This window comes from Paenibacillus sp. FSL M7-0802 (assembly GCF_038004945.1).
GTDB lineage: Bacteria > Bacillota > Bacilli > Paenibacillales > Paenibacillaceae > Paenibacillus > Paenibacillus polymyxa_B.
Window position 1 is genome coordinate 1,679,144 of record NZ_JBBOSD010000001.1, and the last position, 16,068, is coordinate 1,695,211.

Sequence of the window (16,068 nt, forward strand, 5' to 3'; positions counted from 1 at the left end):
TCCGCCCTTTTATCTAACAGTGTAAGTTTATGCTTTACAGGTTCATTGGTTCATGATACCATCTAACACTGTAAGGTACAACCTAACAGTGTTAGACTGAAAGGCAAAATAAATAAAGAAAGTAGTGATCCGCATGGATGCAGAAAACCTCCATTACTTTGAAAAAGCACCGATCGCAAAAGCCGTAGCTCATTTCGCTATACCAATGATGCTAGGCACGTCAATGAGCGTCATTTATTCCATCTTGAATGCCTATTTTCTTGGTACACTTCACAATACTGCTATGTTAACCGCACTTGCACTAACCCTGCCGTTATTCGCAATCATTATGGCGCTAGGCAATTTGATTGGCATGGGTAGCGGTACATTCATCTCCCGTTTGCTAGGTGAGAAAAAATATGATGAGGTAAAGCATGTGTCTTCATTCGCCTTTTACAGCAGTTTAGTTCTCGGTCTTATCGTGATGGCCGTAGGTCTCCCGTTGATCAATCCAATCGTTCATGGCCTGGGAGCAACGTCTGGCTCCTTCGGATTCACGAAGGACTATGTCACGATTATGCTTATTGGCTCACCATTCGTCGTATTATTCTTCACACTGGAGAATATCGTGCGTTCGGAGGGTGCAGCAATCACGTCGATGATCGGTATGATTCTCAGTGTTGTTATAAATATTATTCTCGACGCGTTAGTCATCTTCGTGCTCCATTGGGATGTGATCGGCGTTGCGTCTGCTACGGTCATTTCTAACTTGGTTGCGAGTGCATTCTACGCCTTCCATATGGGATATAAGAGCCAATTCTTAACCGTCTCCGTAAAATGGTTCAAGGCTACCAAGGACATTCTGAGCAATGTATTCAAAATCGGAGTTCCCGTCTTTATTATGAGTATCTTTTTGGGTGCAATGTCGCTCATCTTTAACCATTTTCTTGTCGAATACGGGGATCAGGCCGTAGCGGCTTACGGAATTTCATCACGTTTATTGCAATTTCCTGAGTTTATTCTGATGGGCTTATGCGAGGGAGTCGTGCCGTTGATTGCCTTCTCTTTCACAGCGAATAAATTACGCATGAAGAATACCATTGGATTTACGATCAAAGTGATTGTGGCGTTAGCAGTCGTATTCGGCATTATCGTCTATTTGATTTCCGACCACTTAATTGGTTTATTTACAAATGACTCGCAATTAATTGGAATGGGCAGCTACATTCTACATGTGACGTTCCTATCCTTGTTCATTACAGGAATGACCACATTGTTTACCGGGATCTTCCAAGCATCAGCGCAAGGAACTGCCGCGTTTATTATGTCAATTATTCAAGGGATTACTCTGATTCCTGTGTTGTTTATCGCCAATCAAATGAACGGCTTCCACGGGGTGGTCTGGTCGCTTGTCATTGCGGATGCGGTCGCATTCCTTGTTGGTGCCATCATGTTGTATGTTTTGCGGACCAAATTGCAGCCAGAATTGGATAAGTTAGTACAGTAGAAAACATATAACACCCAAGAAGGCAGGATAAGGACACTCCCCGATCCTGCCTTTTTTAGGTACGTGGACGGGGAATAAGGGCAATTGTCATTTAAAAAAGGAAAATGCCCCCTACCTGCACGATCTTGCTTATTCAGCGCCCCCATCGCCACACTCATCGGAAAGTTCTTACCTCTGAAGATCATCGTTCCCAGCGCAAACTTCGAAACGAGCAAACCCGTGCCTCCTAATCCCTTATATTTCACTTTTCAAACCCTGTTCTAAATTCAAATATTGTTTCCCGTTAGTTGAATCATTTCTGTGATTGATCCACCTTGTAGATTCTTCTGGTAAGCGCCTCGTCATCATCTGTCCATGATATTTGGAGCTGTTTGCGGGTTTTTGAGTGCAGGCAGTAGAATGCCATCGATTAGCGCTGTGAAGAAAGGCTTGTCGAACGGTTTGCGCTGGATGAGTCCGCGAAAGGAAGCCATTGAAGTAATGACCTGGCAAGCCATCTCAATGTCCGCGTGAGCGGGAATTTCACCGCGGACGACGGCTCGGTTCATAAGCTCGCGGTTCACAACAACCCATGGCTCGAAAATCCCGGCTGTTCCTGCTTCGGCAAATTCCGGATGCTGCAAAAAGGAGCCTAGACCCGCTAAGACTCGAAATTTTCGTTCTTCTTCCGCGATCGATTGCGGCTTCAAAAGCACGAGGAGATCTTCGCGCAAGGTTCCTGTATCAGGCAAGCTTTCGAGCTCAAGATGATTTCGATTCATCCAGGCCAAGGCGTTTCGGACTAACTCCGCCTTGGAAGACCAGCGGCGGTAAACCGTCGCCTTCCCAGCCTTTGCTCGAGCCGCGACCATGTCCATTGTCATACCATCGAAACTCGTATCGGCGAGGATGTCGATTGTCGCCTCAAGGATTTTATCATCCCGCGTGTGATCTCGCTTGCGGCCCAATGTTTGCACAGGCTTTTCAGCCACACGGCGTTCCGCTCGATGCAAGGGATCTGAACAAGTCCGCTAATAGGATCACAGGTCAACCTCAAATGGTGCTCCAACGCAACCTCCGCTGCATACTCAATCTGGTCGATACCCATATCAGACAGATCTGCCAGTGCAGCCGATGCCATAGAGCAAGCAGTGCCAACCTCCCCCTGGCAGCCGCATTTAGCACCGCTGATGGAGGCGTTCTGCTTGACCAGATTGCCAATGAGCCCGCTTACTGCCAGAGCCCGGGGGATCTGTTCGTCCGAGACATGCTTCTTTTGCTGCATATAAAGGAGCGCGGCCGGCATGACACCACTGGCCCCACAGGTCGGGGCCGTTACGATTGCACCGGCGGCGGCATTTTGTTCGCTGACCGCGAAAGCATATGCGCTGACAATCCTGTTTTCCCGCGTCTCCGGGCTCTCATCAATATGCCGCTGATTATAAAGAAATTGCGCCTTGCGTTCTCATGGAGACCGCCTTCCAGAATACCTGTGACTGAAAGCCCCTCGTTGACCGAATGCTTCATCGCTTCCCAAATCCCATAGAAAAAATCCCATATCTGTTTGCCTTCACACTGCTCGACGTAATCGCTTAGGCGGATATTGTTATCTTTACAAATTTTACTAATTTATACAAAACTATTCTCCCTATAGACATCGGGCGCCAGCATCTCCTCCCGTCCCTCAATAACGATGTCCCCGCCGCCGATACTTACAGCACGCATGGATGTTGTTTGCCGCCCGTCTTTGTAAGCAAAAAAATCAATGGTATTGGGATGGGGCAGAATAAAATCTGCGTGTGGAACAAATTCAATCTCCGTTGGAAATGGTGACAGTGCTTTAATAATGGCCTTGTCCGTCATATGGCCTTTGCCTGTTTTTGCAAGGGAACCATAAATCAATGCCTTGAATCGTTCGGCATCCTCATTTTCTGATTTGAAGATTCTGGCGGCTTTCTCCGGCCCCATTGTATGGGGGCTGAATGGTCCACTGCCAACCTTATAGAGTTCTGTCAAAGATTTCATAGCACCCTTACATCCTTTCTCAGTTTTCAGTTTTCTTTGGCATAAGATCTTCCTACTGCTTGACCAATATAAACGTTCGGCATCGTTTAAACTATCGCTCGTTCCTCTGAAAACGTTCCTTGATTTTCATCAGCCTCTCAAGAACACCCTCTTCATCAATGGCCATGTCATACAATTGGTGAGTAAGCTGGAGACCTTGATCGTTGGCAAGGGCTTTTTTCCATGTGTGCGACACAATCGAATGAGTAAGATGTCTTACAAAGCGAGGTGCCTGCATGATCATCTCTGCCAGTTCCCACGCACGTGGAAGAAGCTTTTCACGAGGCAGTACCTCACTAACCAGACCGAGGTCTAATGCCGCTTGTGCATTAATATTCATACCCGTGTATGCGCAAAATGCCGCTTTCTTGATTCCCAGTATATTTTGAAGTGCTAAGACGATTCCATCTCCAGGCGGTACACCGCCTAGGTAATGAGCATCGAAAAACTCTGTGCCTTCAGCACAAATGGTAATATCACAAAGCGTTCCCATTTGCCAGTGTGAGCCTGTACCATTGATCACCCCAATTGTGGGGATGTCGATGCAATAGATCATATTTTCAATCATTCTCAACGATTCATGATATAATTCCAGTTTCCGGTTATTCGGCCAATCCATGAATTTTGTTGTCCAGACTTCAGGATTGCCTATTTGCCACAAATCTCCTGTCCCTGTAAGGATCATCACCTCATTTTCAGGGTCACGGCCAACATCTGACCATACATTGCCATATGCAGTTTGGGTCGCCCAGTCAAATTGAAGAGGTCCCCCGCGAGTGTGCATACGCACTTCGAGTATGCCGTCACGGCGAGTCATGAAGAACAAGTCCTTGTACTTCTCCGAATATTTTTCGAATCTTGTAGGTCCCGCCATATCTCTATTGAACTTCGTTGCCCATTAGACGTCCTTGCATCTTCATCAGTCTCTCAAGAGCACCTTCTTCATCAATAGCCATATCGAACATTTGGTGAGCAAGCTGGAACCCTTGATCACTGACCAAGGCTTGTTTCCATGGACGGGATATAATTGAATGTGAGAGATGTCTCGTTGAACGTGGTGCCTGCATGATCATCTCCGCAAGTTCCCAAGCACGTGGAAGGAGCTTTTCGCGGGGGAGGACTTCACTAACTATGCCTAGGTCCAATGCGGTTTGACCATTGATATTCTTGCCAGTGTAAGCGTAATATGCTGCTTTCTTGAAACCTATCATGTTCTGCAGCGTGAGTAACATTCCATCTCCGGGAGGTGTGCCTCCCAGAAAATGAGGATCAAAAAAGTCCGCGTCTTCTGTACAAATAGTAATATCACAGAGAGTTGCGAGTTCACAATGCGTTCCCGGCCCATTGATCGCCCCTATTGTGGGGATGTCAATGCAGAATATCAAATTTTCAAGCAGTCTCAGCGATTCATGATACTGTTCGAGCTTCTTTTGCTTCGGCCAGTCCATAAATTTTGTATTCCAGACATCAGGGTTCCCTATTACCCATTTATCCCCTGTTCCAGAAATGATCATTACCTCGTTTTCAGGGTCACGGCCAATATCTGACCATGCATGGGACCATGCAGTATGGGCTTCCCAAGAATGTTGATACGGCCCTCCGTCGGTGTGCAACCGCACTTCAATTATTCCGTCACGACGGGTCATTAATAGAAAGTCTTTGTACTTCACCGAGTACTCTTCAAATTTTGTTGGTCCAATCATACGTCGCTCAGTCATTTCAATTCCTCCTAGTTTTGTTTAGATATTATCTATTACTTTCAAGCCAATCTCTGGCGAAAGCAGCGTATGCCGCAGCCCCTTTATAAAGTACCTCATCCGAGAACATCGTCTTTGGATGGTGCATAGGGTAACCATAACCTTCTTCGGTATTGCCTGCGTTAATAAACACTGAGGTACTTGGCACCGCTTGTGATACAAATGCGAAGTCTTCTGATCCCATTAATTTACCACCGGGTATCAATTGTGTTATACCGATAAAGGAACTGGCGCCAAAAGTGTTGGCAATAGTAGTTCTCATTTGATGGTTCAGCCCGCTTTCCGTTTTCACCTCAGGACAGCCCCTGGTATAAATCACATCCACCTTTGCATGAAAAGTTACTCCAATACCTGCAGAAATTTCGTGGATACGGGTTTCCATTTCATCCCGCAATGCGGCGTTAAATGTGCGTACGCTGCCTTTCATTCTGGCAGTATCGGGAATCACGTTGTTTGTACTTCCACCTTCCATCACTCCAATTGTAAGAACTGCACTCTCCATTGGCGAAATTTCACGGCTTACGATCCCCTGCAGCGCCAGATGAAGATGAGCAGCTACATTTAATGGGTCTACTGCGGCACTAGGCATCGCTCCATGTGCGCCCCTTCCGCGGATGATTACTTCGAACCAATCAGAAGAAGCTGAAATCGCTTCTCCGGCCTCAGGCACTACAAATTGCCCGGCAGGAATTGGCATTCCAGTCAACACGTGAAGCATCATGGCTGCATCCACTTTAGGATTTTCGAGAATCCCATTCTCAAGCATCATCTTTGCCCCGTGCAGAGTCTCTTCACCCGGCTGAAACATAAGCTTAACCGTCCCGCGAAGCTGCTCTTCGTTTGCCTTCAGGATCTCCGCAGCTCCCAACAGCATGGAAGTATGCAAGTCATGACCGCATGCATGCATGTTTCCATTCAACGACGCAAAAGAAATATCCGTTTCTTCTTGAATGGGCAGCCCATCCATATCCGCACGAATAAGAATCACCTTCCCGGCATGTTGTCCGCCGATCGTAACCGTTAGACCTGATTCTCCTACGGGAGTGGGCTTAAGACTCATCGACTCCAACACCTCTTTTACGTAGGCAGTTGTCCTGGGCAAACTTAAATCAAGTTCCGGAATCGCATGCAGATGATGCCTGTACATGACCAATTTTTCCTGCAGCTGATGGGCCATACTCAAAAAGTCTCCAGCTTCTTCAATCACAATGAACATCTCCCAAAACACAAATTGAATGAACGTAAGAACAGAGTAAACATCCCCCCCTTCTTATTTTAAGACTTTTTAAGAACAATTTTATCGTACTTTTAAATTTATTAAATGTAAAGAGAAAATAAGACATTTTAAGAACGCTTTTTTTTGGAGGCTACCGGAACATTGAAATATCACATTTATTGTGATATAACTCTTTTGATTGAACTGTTTATGAAAGGAATCTACCATGAAAATCAAGCTGGGTATTATCACGCCTGAGACCCATATGGACTATTTCCGCGCCATTGAAGAAGAAATGCGGTCGGTATGTCAGTTCCGTTTTCTTACGATCAACAACTTCCGGGAAACAAAAGACATATATCTTAAAAACTTAGGTTCGGTAGATGGATTTGTTATCAGTGGCAGGATGCTTTACGAGTCAATTGATAAGGAATGCTTGGATGAAAAAGTACCTATTCACATTTTGCAGGATAATGAAAACCTTCTATATAGGGAACTTTTCCGGCTACTGGTTACATATCCTGAGCTTGATATATCTAGGATCTATGTGGATTATGCGTATATTATCGATTCTTTCAGTGAATTCCAACAATACCTGACTCATGAGGGAAAGCCCATTAACAACGACGATCTGCTCGAACGGGTGGAAACAATGCTCGAAAACCATATCACTCTGTGGGAAGATAAGAAAATAGACCTGTCCATCACGGCGTTCGGCCACTTTGTTCCAGAACTCAAAAAGCACGGAGTCAGATATATCTTAATCCGGCCCACTTTGGAAAACGTTAAAGAGACCATAAGAGAGATCATCAACGAGATTACCATCCTCAAGCTTAAGAGTCAGAGGGCAGTTGTCGCATGCTTATCGACCAAAACGGCGGAACCGCCATCTGAAGAGCAGCTTCATGAGCTAAAGGTCCTTGTCGGCAGATTTCTGCGCAGCGTGAATCTGGCAGACACGGCCCAAATTTCGGAAGGCTTTGTCAGACTATACACCACCTATGGAAATTTCATGAAAATCACCTCTAACGCGCATAACTGCACCCTGCTGGAGTATCTGGAAGAGCGCATAAGCGACAAGGTGAAGATCGGGTGGGGCTCAGGGCATGAATATTTTCAAGCTAACATTAACGCCACCAAAGCTCACAGACAGGCGGAAGCCTTTACGGGCAGCTGCAGCTTTTTTATAAACGAGGATCAGAAGGTTATCGGCCCAATGCGGAGCATGAATGTCATACAGTTCTCTGAACAGGGGGACCCGGAAATCATCGCGTTAGCCAAAACTATCGGAATAAACAACATTAACTTGCAAAAAATCATGTCCTACGCAGAAATCATGAGAACAAATAAATTATCCTCTGAGGATGTTGCTCAATGCCTGTCCATGACCGTCAGAGGTGCAAACCGTATCCTTAACAAAATTGAAGAAAGTAAATACGTACAAACGGTATTTGAAAAACGAGACAACAGTAAAGGGCGACCAAAAAAATACTACGAACTGTTGTTTCTCGACAAAGAAGGGCGCAAATTAAGCAGATGACACGCATTGTTACGTTTGCCATTTCGACTTTAAATTAATGGCAAAAAAGGCACATTTTCAAAACTGAAAACGTGCCTTTTTTGCGCTTAATTTACCAAGTCAAATCACTTATGATCGATTCATTTAAACCCTATCTATCAGACAGCTCTCAAAACCCGCTTATCCCGTGAGACAGTCCCAACCGCGCCTGTTCGTTGAACAGCTTGTGGTTGAGTGATTACCACACCGTTACGTCAGAACTCCCACTACTTTGATACCCCTCTGTTGCTAACACCTGGTAAGACCAGCTATTCCCCAGATTCATTCCTTTGCTCGCCCATGCTTTCACGTGGTTGCTGAAAGTGATCGTGGAGTTACCCCCGGTCGGTCTCTTCGACTGTCGAACACTCCAGTACTGAATAAACGTCGTTTTTTCGCCTTCAATGGAAGGGGCGTCGTATCGCATTGTTGTGTAGATGTCATATGTGCCCCCATCACTGGTCACCGTACCTTTATACGTTCCGGTAGGTCGATAAGTCCCCCAGCTATCAACGACATAATATTCGATGAGTGAGTTTTTCGTCCACCCGTAGAGAGCCAAGTATCCATTACCGGACGGCGCCCAGACACCGGCATTGTAGTTAATCGTTCTGTTTGGTGATCCAGTAGTCCAGCCTTTCCCGACAACAAAATTCCCGGTATCCTTCCATGTTACGCTGTAATTACCGCCTGATCCATTAACAGCATTGACCGTCCCACCGCCATCGGTCCAATTTTGCCAATAGTCTGTCGCTGCACTTGAGGTTGTTGCAAACAACCCAAAACTCATGGAAGCTGCAAGAACTACTGTCATCATTTTCTTACTAAAATTAAACATAATCTACCTCCTAAAATTTTTGTGTTTGTCCCATACACCTGCTTGTTAGTTGATTCTGTTTGTAACACATCTCTTATCTGTGCATATCCCGTTTTTTTACTTTTACCTCCCTTATGTGTAAATTATAGAATGATAGCGTTTGCATATAAACCTAGCAAATTAAAGCTTTAACTCTATTATGTTTAGCTCTCTTTGAATTTTATAGAAGCCGTTGAAGGGTAATCGAGTTTCGTAACGTTGGAAGAAGGTCTTCGCTGCTTTTAATTATTCGAGCAATATGCGAATCTATTTTTATGTCGGATTTTTTAGATATTCATCTAATCGGAAACAATATAAGTTCTTGTCCCAAGCTGAAGACAAGAACTTATATCGTTAAAACCAAAAAGCTGCCAATGGCAACTGGGGTCAGTCCCGTCGGTTTCCCATATGGAGTTTTTCCAATGTCAATTTTAAGGAGTGCAATTCAGTATAAAAAAACTGGGGTTTGAGAGCGAAGGCATATTAAAAAAGGACAAAATTCTGTCCGATGGTAATTACCTCAACACAGTTATGATGGGACGACTTAATGAATAATTCCAGCAAAAAACCTCCTGTGAATCATCACGGGAGCTTTTTTTGCTGTGCATGTTATGCCTTTTTACCTGTAACGTTTAGGATTATCTGTCTGATCAAGAATAAAGTCGATACTCACCTTGTGGAAATCTGCCAATTTGATTAAGACCACACTTGGGACGTCCAGATTCCCATTTTCATATCGGGAATAGGTTGTTTGTGAGATACCTAAAAAGTCGGCCATGCTCTGTTGTGTTAAGTCTTTGTCCTCACGTAAATTGCGAATTCTCTTATACACTGCTCATCACCCAAGCAAAGTTTACTCCATGCGAAAACTGCATATTGATTTTTATGCGTTTTTCGCATAAAATTTATTTATCTTCAACTTTACCTTGAAATCTTGAGTTGTCCCTTCATATGCAAAAGCTCTTAATGGGGACAGACGGATTCTCCTAAATTCGTTTTATTAAAGTGTATATTTCCCAACGAAGCATATAACAGAATATTGAAATATAGCTCCTGCGGTCATCATAGAGCTTTATTTTGCATGCTATTCTTTTTACCGGTACAACGTTCAGGATCATCTGTCTGACCAAGAATAAAGTCGATACTTACCTTGTGGAAATCTGCCAATTTGATTAAGACGACACTGGGAACGTCCAAGGTCCCATTTTCATATCGAGAGTAGGTCGTTTGTGAGATATGTAATAATTCAGCCATGGTCTGTTGTGTTAAGTCTTTGTCCTCACGTAAATCGCGAATTCTCTTATACATTGCTCATCACCCAAGCAAAGTTTACTCCATGCGAAAACTGCATATTGATTTTTATGCGTTTTTCGCATAAATTTATTTAAAGAGTATAACAAGTGGAATAAGAACGGAGTGGGCGGAATGGTGCTGTACAAGCGATAGCGTTCGCCTTTGTGGCCGGATTTCAACCTTCTTAGCTTGATTAAGAAATCCGGGCACAACAGCGATGGGAAGCACCATCCGACCGCGTAGTGGCGCCGTATGTACATCTTTAGCTCAACTTATATAAATAATCAGTATTCATAAGGAGGCATGATGAAAATGATTTTGGAGGATATGTATTATGGGAATTGGCGTCCCAGTGAACAGATAAATTCAACCGACCCTGAATCTCAAAAAGTGAATCAAAAAATTAGTGATCTCATGGAGATGTTGAAAAGCAAATTACCAGCAGTCGAGTTTGAGTCAATTGAAGTCATGTTTGATTTATTAAGCGAGTCAACTTCCCTGCACTCCGCAGCAGCATTCATTCACGGGTACCGGGCGGGGGCATTAACGATGATTGAAGTATTTAGCGAGGACAAAGAAATTGTTGATCGTAATAGATAGATGATGGAGGAGTTATGGTGGTGAACCCGCTACGCATGCAAATTACCCGTTCCGATCGCTGTTATCCCTAGATTTTTCCTCAATAAATATAAATTTAAAGGTAATATCCGGGGATAACAAAACGAATGGAGGGGCTCACTAGCCTCTGCCTGCGCCCCCCAGCGCATTCATCAAGAACTCGTAAATTTCCAGTTCGTTGATTTTATCGCCATCGGTCACTATGTTATGCTGAACTTGCAGTCCGTTCTTGAACACGGTGAACATCCGAGCTGTCCTGTCCGCATCGATTGAAATAGGGATAGCTCCATTCTGCTGTCCGACTTCGATCCACGTTTTGGCAGTGAGGATAGATGCTTCATGATAACGTTTCAGAATTCCTGCCACGGCGGGCTTATCCTGTTGGCTGAGTAGATAGATAAAAATCAGGCTGGTAGCGCTGTCCCCACTGCCGATGTTACGAAGCCGTTCAGTTAAGGTGTTAAGCGGGGACTTGATTCCTTCTGGTCCTGCGGGAGTCCGGGCGACAGATTCAAAAAAACGCTGATTGGTTTTCTCCATTCCCGCCTCCAGAATCATACCGAACAATTCATCTTTGCTTTTGACATAATGGTAAATGGCTCCTTTAGTCAGTCCGCTGCGATCCGCAATATCCTGTAGTGTCGTCGCCCGACAGCCTTTCTCCATAATCATCTCTTCGGCAATCTCAAGCAGCTTTTTTAGACTGTCGTTCATCGCTTTGTCTTGCATAATCTTTTACCTCCCGGTTGTCTGTCTTTTTATTCGTTTAATGAAACCAATATTCCACCAGATCGTCAAACCAATAATCACGTAAGTGAAGAACGAGGATACGGCCAGAAAGGTCGGTATGGACAACGAGTATACCAGCACTACTTTGATGAAGGCTTCCAGCAGCAGGCTGAGTCCCCACACCGCCGTTATCAGGCGGAAATTAAAGCGATAGCGGGGAAGTTTCTCCCATTTATCGTTCATCTGAGGATTATGGCCTGTGAATCTTTCCGCAAAATAATAAATTAATGGTCGACCAAAGAGCAGCGAACCTAGAAACACCACCCCCATAATACCGGTCACATAAGACTCCCGTAGCAAAATAAAGCGTTCATCACCGCCCAAGAGAACGGCCACGACGCCAAGAATCAGACCAAGAAAAATAAAGCCAGAGAACACATCTGCTTTACGGGTCCGTATAAGGCTGTAGATCGAGTCGCATAGTGGTACAAGAGCAGCGATAGACAGAGCCACCACACTGCTCGTATACGGAATTAGCAGGCGATAAGTCAAATAAGGCAATACAAGATTGATGATTAACGTAAAGATGATTTCGTTGCGAGATTTATTCATGATCGACTCATCCTCTCATCATTTAAAACCTACCTTCGGTAGGTATCTTTTATTTTACATACCTTCGGTAGGTATGTAAAGATTAAAAAATAATAATACCTAACGTCATGACTTTTTACATAAGAATCATTAAGGTTTTTTACTCCTTGTTAAACCAGCTTTTTGAGAGCTTACATTCTATATTTCCTCATGTTGCTACACGTTTCGCATACCCTACAACTACAAAAAAAAGGAGATGGCGCTTGCCATCTCCCTTGCTTTTATTCTTCTCCCACACTTCCTGCTTAAAAACTTGTTGCGGCAAAGGTGGTCGGTGAGCGGAGCGGGCAGAATTGTTCTGAAGAAGCATGTGCGTTCGAAAGAACAATCTGCACGCGCAGCGCCTCCCCGACACACACTCTAACAAGCAACTATTTTTTTAAGCCTCCACCCGATTCAAAAATACCTTCGTCCGCTCCAGCTGCGGATTTCCAAAAATCTGCTCTGGTGTACCGGATTCCGCGATTTCTCCATTATCCATAAAAATGACACGATCCGCCACATCTCTCGCAAAATTCATCTCGTGGGTCACGATGACCATCGTCATATGTTCCTCAGCCAGCTTTTTGATAACTCGCAGCACCTCACCCGTCAGCTCGGGATCAAGGGCCGAGGTCGGCTCGTCGAACAGTAAAATATCAGGGTTCATCATCATTGCCCGGGCAATCGCCACACGCTGCTTCTGTCCCCCCGACAGTCGGGATGGATACGCATCTGCTTTATCTGCCAATCCGACTTTAGCCAGCAACTCAGCGCTTTGGCGACGCAGTTCAGCCTTGCTCACCTTTTTCACCAGCTTCGGAGCCAGCTCCAGATTATCCTGCACCGTCAAGTGAGGGAACAGATTAAAATGCTGGAACACCATGCCCATCCCGGTGGTAATGCCCTTAATATCACCTGCTGGAGCGTACTGACCGTTTTCCACCAGTGCTTTATCATGAATGCGGATCGTCCCGCCCGTCACATCTTCCAGGTGCACCAAACTACGGAGCATGGTACTTTTTCCTGAACCTGAAGGACCGATGACGGCTACAACCTCGCCCGCTTTAACGTTAAAGCTCACTCTTTTCAGAACGTCGAGCTTGCCGAACGATTTTTTCAAATCGGTAACTTCTATTGCATTAGTATTCATATCTCGACATTCCTTTTACTCGAATTTAAAACGTTTTTCCAGCGCCCTGAAGAATAGCGTCAGCACCAAAGCTAATAACAAATAAATAACCGCCGCTACAACATAAGGTACAATCGAGAAATCACGGTTTACAGCCGTATTGGCAAAATGCAGCAGTTCCGGTACCGCTACTGCATACAGTAGTGCCGTATCTTTTACCAGTGTTGTCGCCTCATTCGTTACCGCAGGCAAAGCAATCCGTACCATTTGCGGCACAATGACTCTAATCAGCGTCTGCGACTTGCTCAAGCCAAGCACTTGCGAAGCCTCGTATTGCCCTTTATCAATCGACAACATCCCGCCTCTGAAAATTTCTGCAAAATAAGCTGCATAATTCAGTACAAATGCCAGTACCGCAGCCGTTGTCCGGTCCAATACCAGATACTCCCCAATGACAGGCAACATCGGCAGACCAAAACAAAAGAACAATAATTGCAGCAAAAGCGGCGTGCCGCGTATAACATAAATGTACGTATGCATCAGCCAGGCGATTGGCTTAATCCGGCTTTTGGCCAGTAAAGTAACGATAAAACCCAATGGAATAGACAAGATGAGCGTGATGAAAAATAAAATAACCGTCATCTGTGCCCCTTCAAGCATAGGCTTCATAATTCGTAAAATATATTCCATACTCATAACCTTCGACTCCTAAACCCTTAGTTCGATACACTACGTATTAATTTAATACTTTATCTTCACCAAACCACTTTTTCGAAATTTCAGCAGCTTTTCCGTTCTTGTGCAGCTCATCCAAAGCGGATTGCAGCTGCGTCAACAGCTCTTCATTCCCTTTTTTCACACCGATGCCGTATTCCTCAGGGGCCAGTGATTCATCAAGCAGCTTATACGTCCCTTGTTCCTTCGACATATAGTACTTGGCAACAACTTCATCAATGACCACCGCATCCAGACGTCCGGTTTTCAAGTCTGTCAAAGCGAGAACATTATCCGGGAACTCGGACACTTGCTTCAATTTACTTTTGATCGGATTTGCATCCAATGCATCGGCTGCTGAAGACAGCGTCTGGAGTCCGACCGTTTTGCCCGTCAGATCAGCCAGCTTGGAAAGACTGGAAGTAGTCGGAATGACAATCACCTGACTGTTTTTCAGATATGGCTTCGTGAACAGCACTTTTTCCTTACGCTCATCCGTAATGGTGTATCCATTCCAAATGAGATCAATACGTCCGCTGTTCAGCTCGGATTCTTTGGCAGACCAGTCAATCGGCTGAAATTCCACCTGTTTACCCATTTGTTCCCCGGCCGCTTTCGCATAATCAATATCAAAGCCGGTCAGCTCGTTATTTTCATCTCTAAAGCCCATCGGGGCGAATTTATCATCAATTCCAATAATCAATTTACTGTCATCCTTACCGCCGGAACATCCGGCCAACACGATCATCATCAATCCAATTAACATCGTAAACATGGCTGCTTTTCTCATCTTATTCCCCTCCAACAATGGTGACCCCCGTATCCAAGAACAGGTGGCAAACGCTTTAGTTCGTTAACACGTTATCAGAGTATCATCATAACACACCGCAGGATACTCGTCGAGAGGAATGAGCGGAATCTTAGCCTCATATAAATGGAAAACCTGTGACGAAAATTTGACCTGTGTTCTATAATGTAAAACCTTACCTTGACATGTCACCTAAACCGTCTTATTATTTCCTAGTATTCTTATATACTTTTATTTATTTTAAAATTTCAGCAGCAATAGTATGTAAATCAGCTTGATAGACAGGAGAAATAAAGCCCCATGTACATTTTAAAGCGTCTTTTTACGATGTTCATAACGTTGTGGATTATCGTCACTTTAACGTTTATCATCATGCACATCATTCCGGGTGATCCATTCTCGAACGATTCCAAAACGATTCCGGAAGCGGTATTGCAAAACATGCGTGCCAGGTACAATCTGGACAAGCCGCTCGCTGTGCAGTATGTGCTGTATCTAAAAAATCTGCTAGTGCTGGATATGGGCCCGTCTATTCAATCGAAAACGACGGACGTCAATATGCTTATCGCCCGAGGTTTTCCACCTTCTGCATTGCTGGGTATTCAATCCATCGTGGTCGCGATTATTGCCGGTATTTCGCTCGGAACGCTGGCTGCTCTACACCATAATCGACCACTGGATTATATCTCGATGTTTATCGCCATTGTTGGTATTTCCGTACCCAGCTTCATATTGGCACCGCTGTTAATCAAGTATGTTGCCGTCCAATGGCACCTGCTTCCGGTCGCCTCATGGGGAACCTGGCAGCATACGGTGCTTCCGTCGCTGGCTCTCGCTGTTTCACCGCTTGCCGTTATCGCCCGCTTTATGCGGACGAGTATGCTGGAAGTTATGCATGAGGAGTACATACGCACTGCCAAAGCAAAAGGGTTGTCCTCTTGGGCAGTAGTCATTCGTCACGGATTACGCAACGCGTTGATTCCGGTGCTGTCCTTTATCGGACCGTTATTCGCTTCCGTTATTACAGGTACCTTTGTCGTTGAAAAAATATTCGCCATTCCCGGCATCGGTAAATACTTCGTAGACAGTATCTTTAACCGGGATTATCCAGTGATTATGGGGACGACCATTTTCTATAGTGCCATTCTGGTCGTTACTTTATTTTTAATTGATATATCCTATCGCCTTGTCGATCCGCGAATCAAATTAGACAGCAAAGGAGATTAAC

General features: G+C 44.8%; 18 protein-coding genes and 1 pseudogene. 5 read left to right on the forward strand and 14 right to left on the reverse strand.

Annotated features, from left to right (window positions below):
* Positions 1–133 precede the first annotated feature (133 nt).
* On the forward strand, positions 134–1,486 hold the full coding sequence (locus tag MHB54_RS07985) for an MATE family efflux transporter (RefSeq protein WP_023987228.1): 1,353 nt from the start codon (positions 134–136) through the stop codon (positions 1,484–1,486).
* A 344-nt stretch (positions 1,487–1,830) separates the two neighbouring features.
* Here MHB54_RS07985 and MHB54_RS07990 read toward each other — a convergent pair whose 3' ends face one another.
* The 6 genes from MHB54_RS07990 to MHB54_RS08015 all read right to left on the reverse strand — a co-directional run bounded on the left by MHB54_RS07990 (position 1,831) and on the right by MHB54_RS08015 (position 6,502).
* The gene (locus tag MHB54_RS07990; protein ID WP_340981514.1) at positions 1,831–2,337 is read right to left on the reverse strand and encodes a TetR/AcrR family transcriptional regulator; all 507 of its coding nucleotides are present in this window, start codon (positions 2,335–2,337) and stop codon (positions 1,831–1,833) included.
* An 8-nt stretch (positions 2,338–2,345) separates the two neighbouring features.
* Positions 2,346–2,894, reverse strand: a complete 549-nt coding sequence (locus MHB54_RS07995; RefSeq protein WP_340982137.1) for an L-serine ammonia-lyase, iron-sulfur-dependent, subunit beta — start codon at positions 2,892–2,894, stop codon at positions 2,346–2,348.
* Positions 2,895–3,094: 200 nt separating this feature from the next.
* Positions 3,095–3,490: a serine dehydratase beta chain gene (locus tag MHB54_RS08000; protein ID WP_023987224.1), complete on the reverse strand. Its 396-nt coding sequence runs from the start codon at positions 3,488–3,490 to the stop codon at positions 3,095–3,097.
* A gap of 91 nt (positions 3,491–3,581) precedes the next feature.
* Positions 3,582–4,346, reverse strand: a complete 765-nt coding sequence (locus tag MHB54_RS08005) for an enoyl-CoA hydratase/isomerase family protein (RefSeq protein WP_226887840.1) — start codon at positions 4,344–4,346, stop codon at positions 3,582–3,584.
* A 61-nt stretch (positions 4,347–4,407) separates the two neighbouring features.
* Positions 4,408–5,247: an enoyl-CoA hydratase/isomerase family protein gene (locus MHB54_RS08010; protein ID WP_023987222.1), complete on the reverse strand. Its 840-nt coding sequence runs from the start codon at positions 5,245–5,247 to the stop codon at positions 4,408–4,410.
* 28 nt (positions 5,248–5,275) lie between these two features.
* Entirely contained in the window at positions 5,276–6,502 is a 1,227-nt protein-coding gene (locus tag MHB54_RS08015) for a M20 metallopeptidase family protein (RefSeq protein WP_034095150.1), read from the reverse strand.
* Between the two features lie 226 nt (positions 6,503–6,728).
* On the opposite strand from MHB54_RS08015, the gene MHB54_RS08020 reads away from it, so the two are divergent.
* A complete protein-coding gene (locus MHB54_RS08020) occupies positions 6,729–8,042 on the forward strand; it encodes a hypothetical protein (RefSeq protein ID WP_023987220.1) in 1,314 nt (437 codons plus the stop codon).
* A 217-nt stretch (positions 8,043–8,259) separates the two neighbouring features.
* Here MHB54_RS08020 and MHB54_RS08025 read toward each other — a convergent pair whose 3' ends face one another.
* Positions 8,260–8,898: a glycoside hydrolase family 11 protein gene (locus tag MHB54_RS08025; RefSeq protein WP_023987219.1), complete on the reverse strand. Its 639-nt coding sequence runs from the start codon at positions 8,896–8,898 to the stop codon at positions 8,260–8,262.
* A gap of 471 nt (positions 8,899–9,369) precedes the next feature.
* Here MHB54_RS08025 and MHB54_RS08030 point away from each other — a divergent pair.
* Positions 9,370–9,471 (forward strand): annotated as a pseudogene (locus MHB54_RS08030) (GNAT family N-acetyltransferase); the annotation flags it as partial.
* Positions 9,472–9,535: 64 nt separating this feature from the next.
* Here the strand turns inward: MHB54_RS08030 and MHB54_RS08035 are convergent.
* Together MHB54_RS08035 and MHB54_RS08040 are read right to left on the reverse strand one after the other, a co-directional pair.
* On the reverse strand, positions 9,536–9,748 hold the full coding sequence (locus MHB54_RS08035) for a helix-turn-helix domain-containing protein (RefSeq protein ID WP_023987218.1): 213 nt from the start codon (positions 9,746–9,748) through the stop codon (positions 9,536–9,538).
* A gap of 230 nt (positions 9,749–9,978) precedes the next feature.
* Positions 9,979–10,224, reverse strand: a complete 246-nt coding sequence (locus MHB54_RS08040) for a helix-turn-helix domain-containing protein (RefSeq protein ID WP_023987217.1) — start codon at positions 10,222–10,224, stop codon at positions 9,979–9,981.
* Positions 10,225–10,521: 297 nt separating this feature from the next.
* Between MHB54_RS08040 and MHB54_RS08045 the strand changes: the two genes are divergently transcribed.
* Entirely contained in the window at positions 10,522–10,809 is a 288-nt protein-coding gene (locus MHB54_RS08045) for a DUF6809 family protein (protein WP_023987216.1), read from the forward strand.
* Positions 10,810–10,947: 138 nt separating this feature from the next.
* Here the strand turns inward: MHB54_RS08045 and MHB54_RS08050 are convergent, their stop codons facing one another.
* From MHB54_RS08050 to MHB54_RS08070, 5 genes are all read right to left on the reverse strand, one after another.
* Positions 10,948–11,556 carry a TetR/AcrR family transcriptional regulator gene (locus tag MHB54_RS08050; RefSeq protein WP_023987215.1) on the reverse strand — a complete coding sequence of 203 codons (609 nt, stop codon included), beginning with the start codon at positions 11,554–11,556 and terminating at the stop codon, positions 10,948–10,950.
* A gap of 6 nt (positions 11,557–11,562) precedes the next feature.
* Positions 11,563–12,168, reverse strand: coding sequence for a VC0807 family protein (locus MHB54_RS08055; RefSeq protein ID WP_053324732.1), 606 nt, complete (start codon positions 12,166–12,168; stop codon positions 11,563–11,565).
* Between the two features lie 418 nt (positions 12,169–12,586).
* Positions 12,587–13,339, reverse strand: coding sequence for an amino acid ABC transporter ATP-binding protein (locus MHB54_RS08060; RefSeq protein WP_025683111.1), 753 nt, complete (start codon positions 13,337–13,339; stop codon positions 12,587–12,589).
* 15 nt (positions 13,340–13,354) lie between these two features.
* Complete coding sequence (locus MHB54_RS08065; RefSeq protein ID WP_023987212.1) at positions 13,355–14,014, reverse strand: amino acid ABC transporter permease; 660 nt, start codon at positions 14,012–14,014, stop codon at positions 13,355–13,357.
* Between the two features lie 40 nt (positions 14,015–14,054).
* Positions 14,055–14,822 (reverse strand): amino acid ABC transporter substrate-binding protein, encoded by a 768-nt coding sequence (locus tag MHB54_RS08070; RefSeq protein ID WP_053324731.1) that lies wholly within the window; start codon positions 14,820–14,822, stop codon positions 14,055–14,057.
* A gap of 318 nt (positions 14,823–15,140) precedes the next feature.
* Here MHB54_RS08070 and MHB54_RS08075 point away from each other — a divergent pair, with 318 nt between their 5' ends.
* On the forward strand, positions 15,141–16,067 hold the full coding sequence (locus MHB54_RS08075; protein WP_023987210.1) for an ABC transporter permease: 927 nt from the start codon (positions 15,141–15,143) through the stop codon (positions 16,065–16,067).
* Position 16,068: the final 1 nt, after the last annotated feature.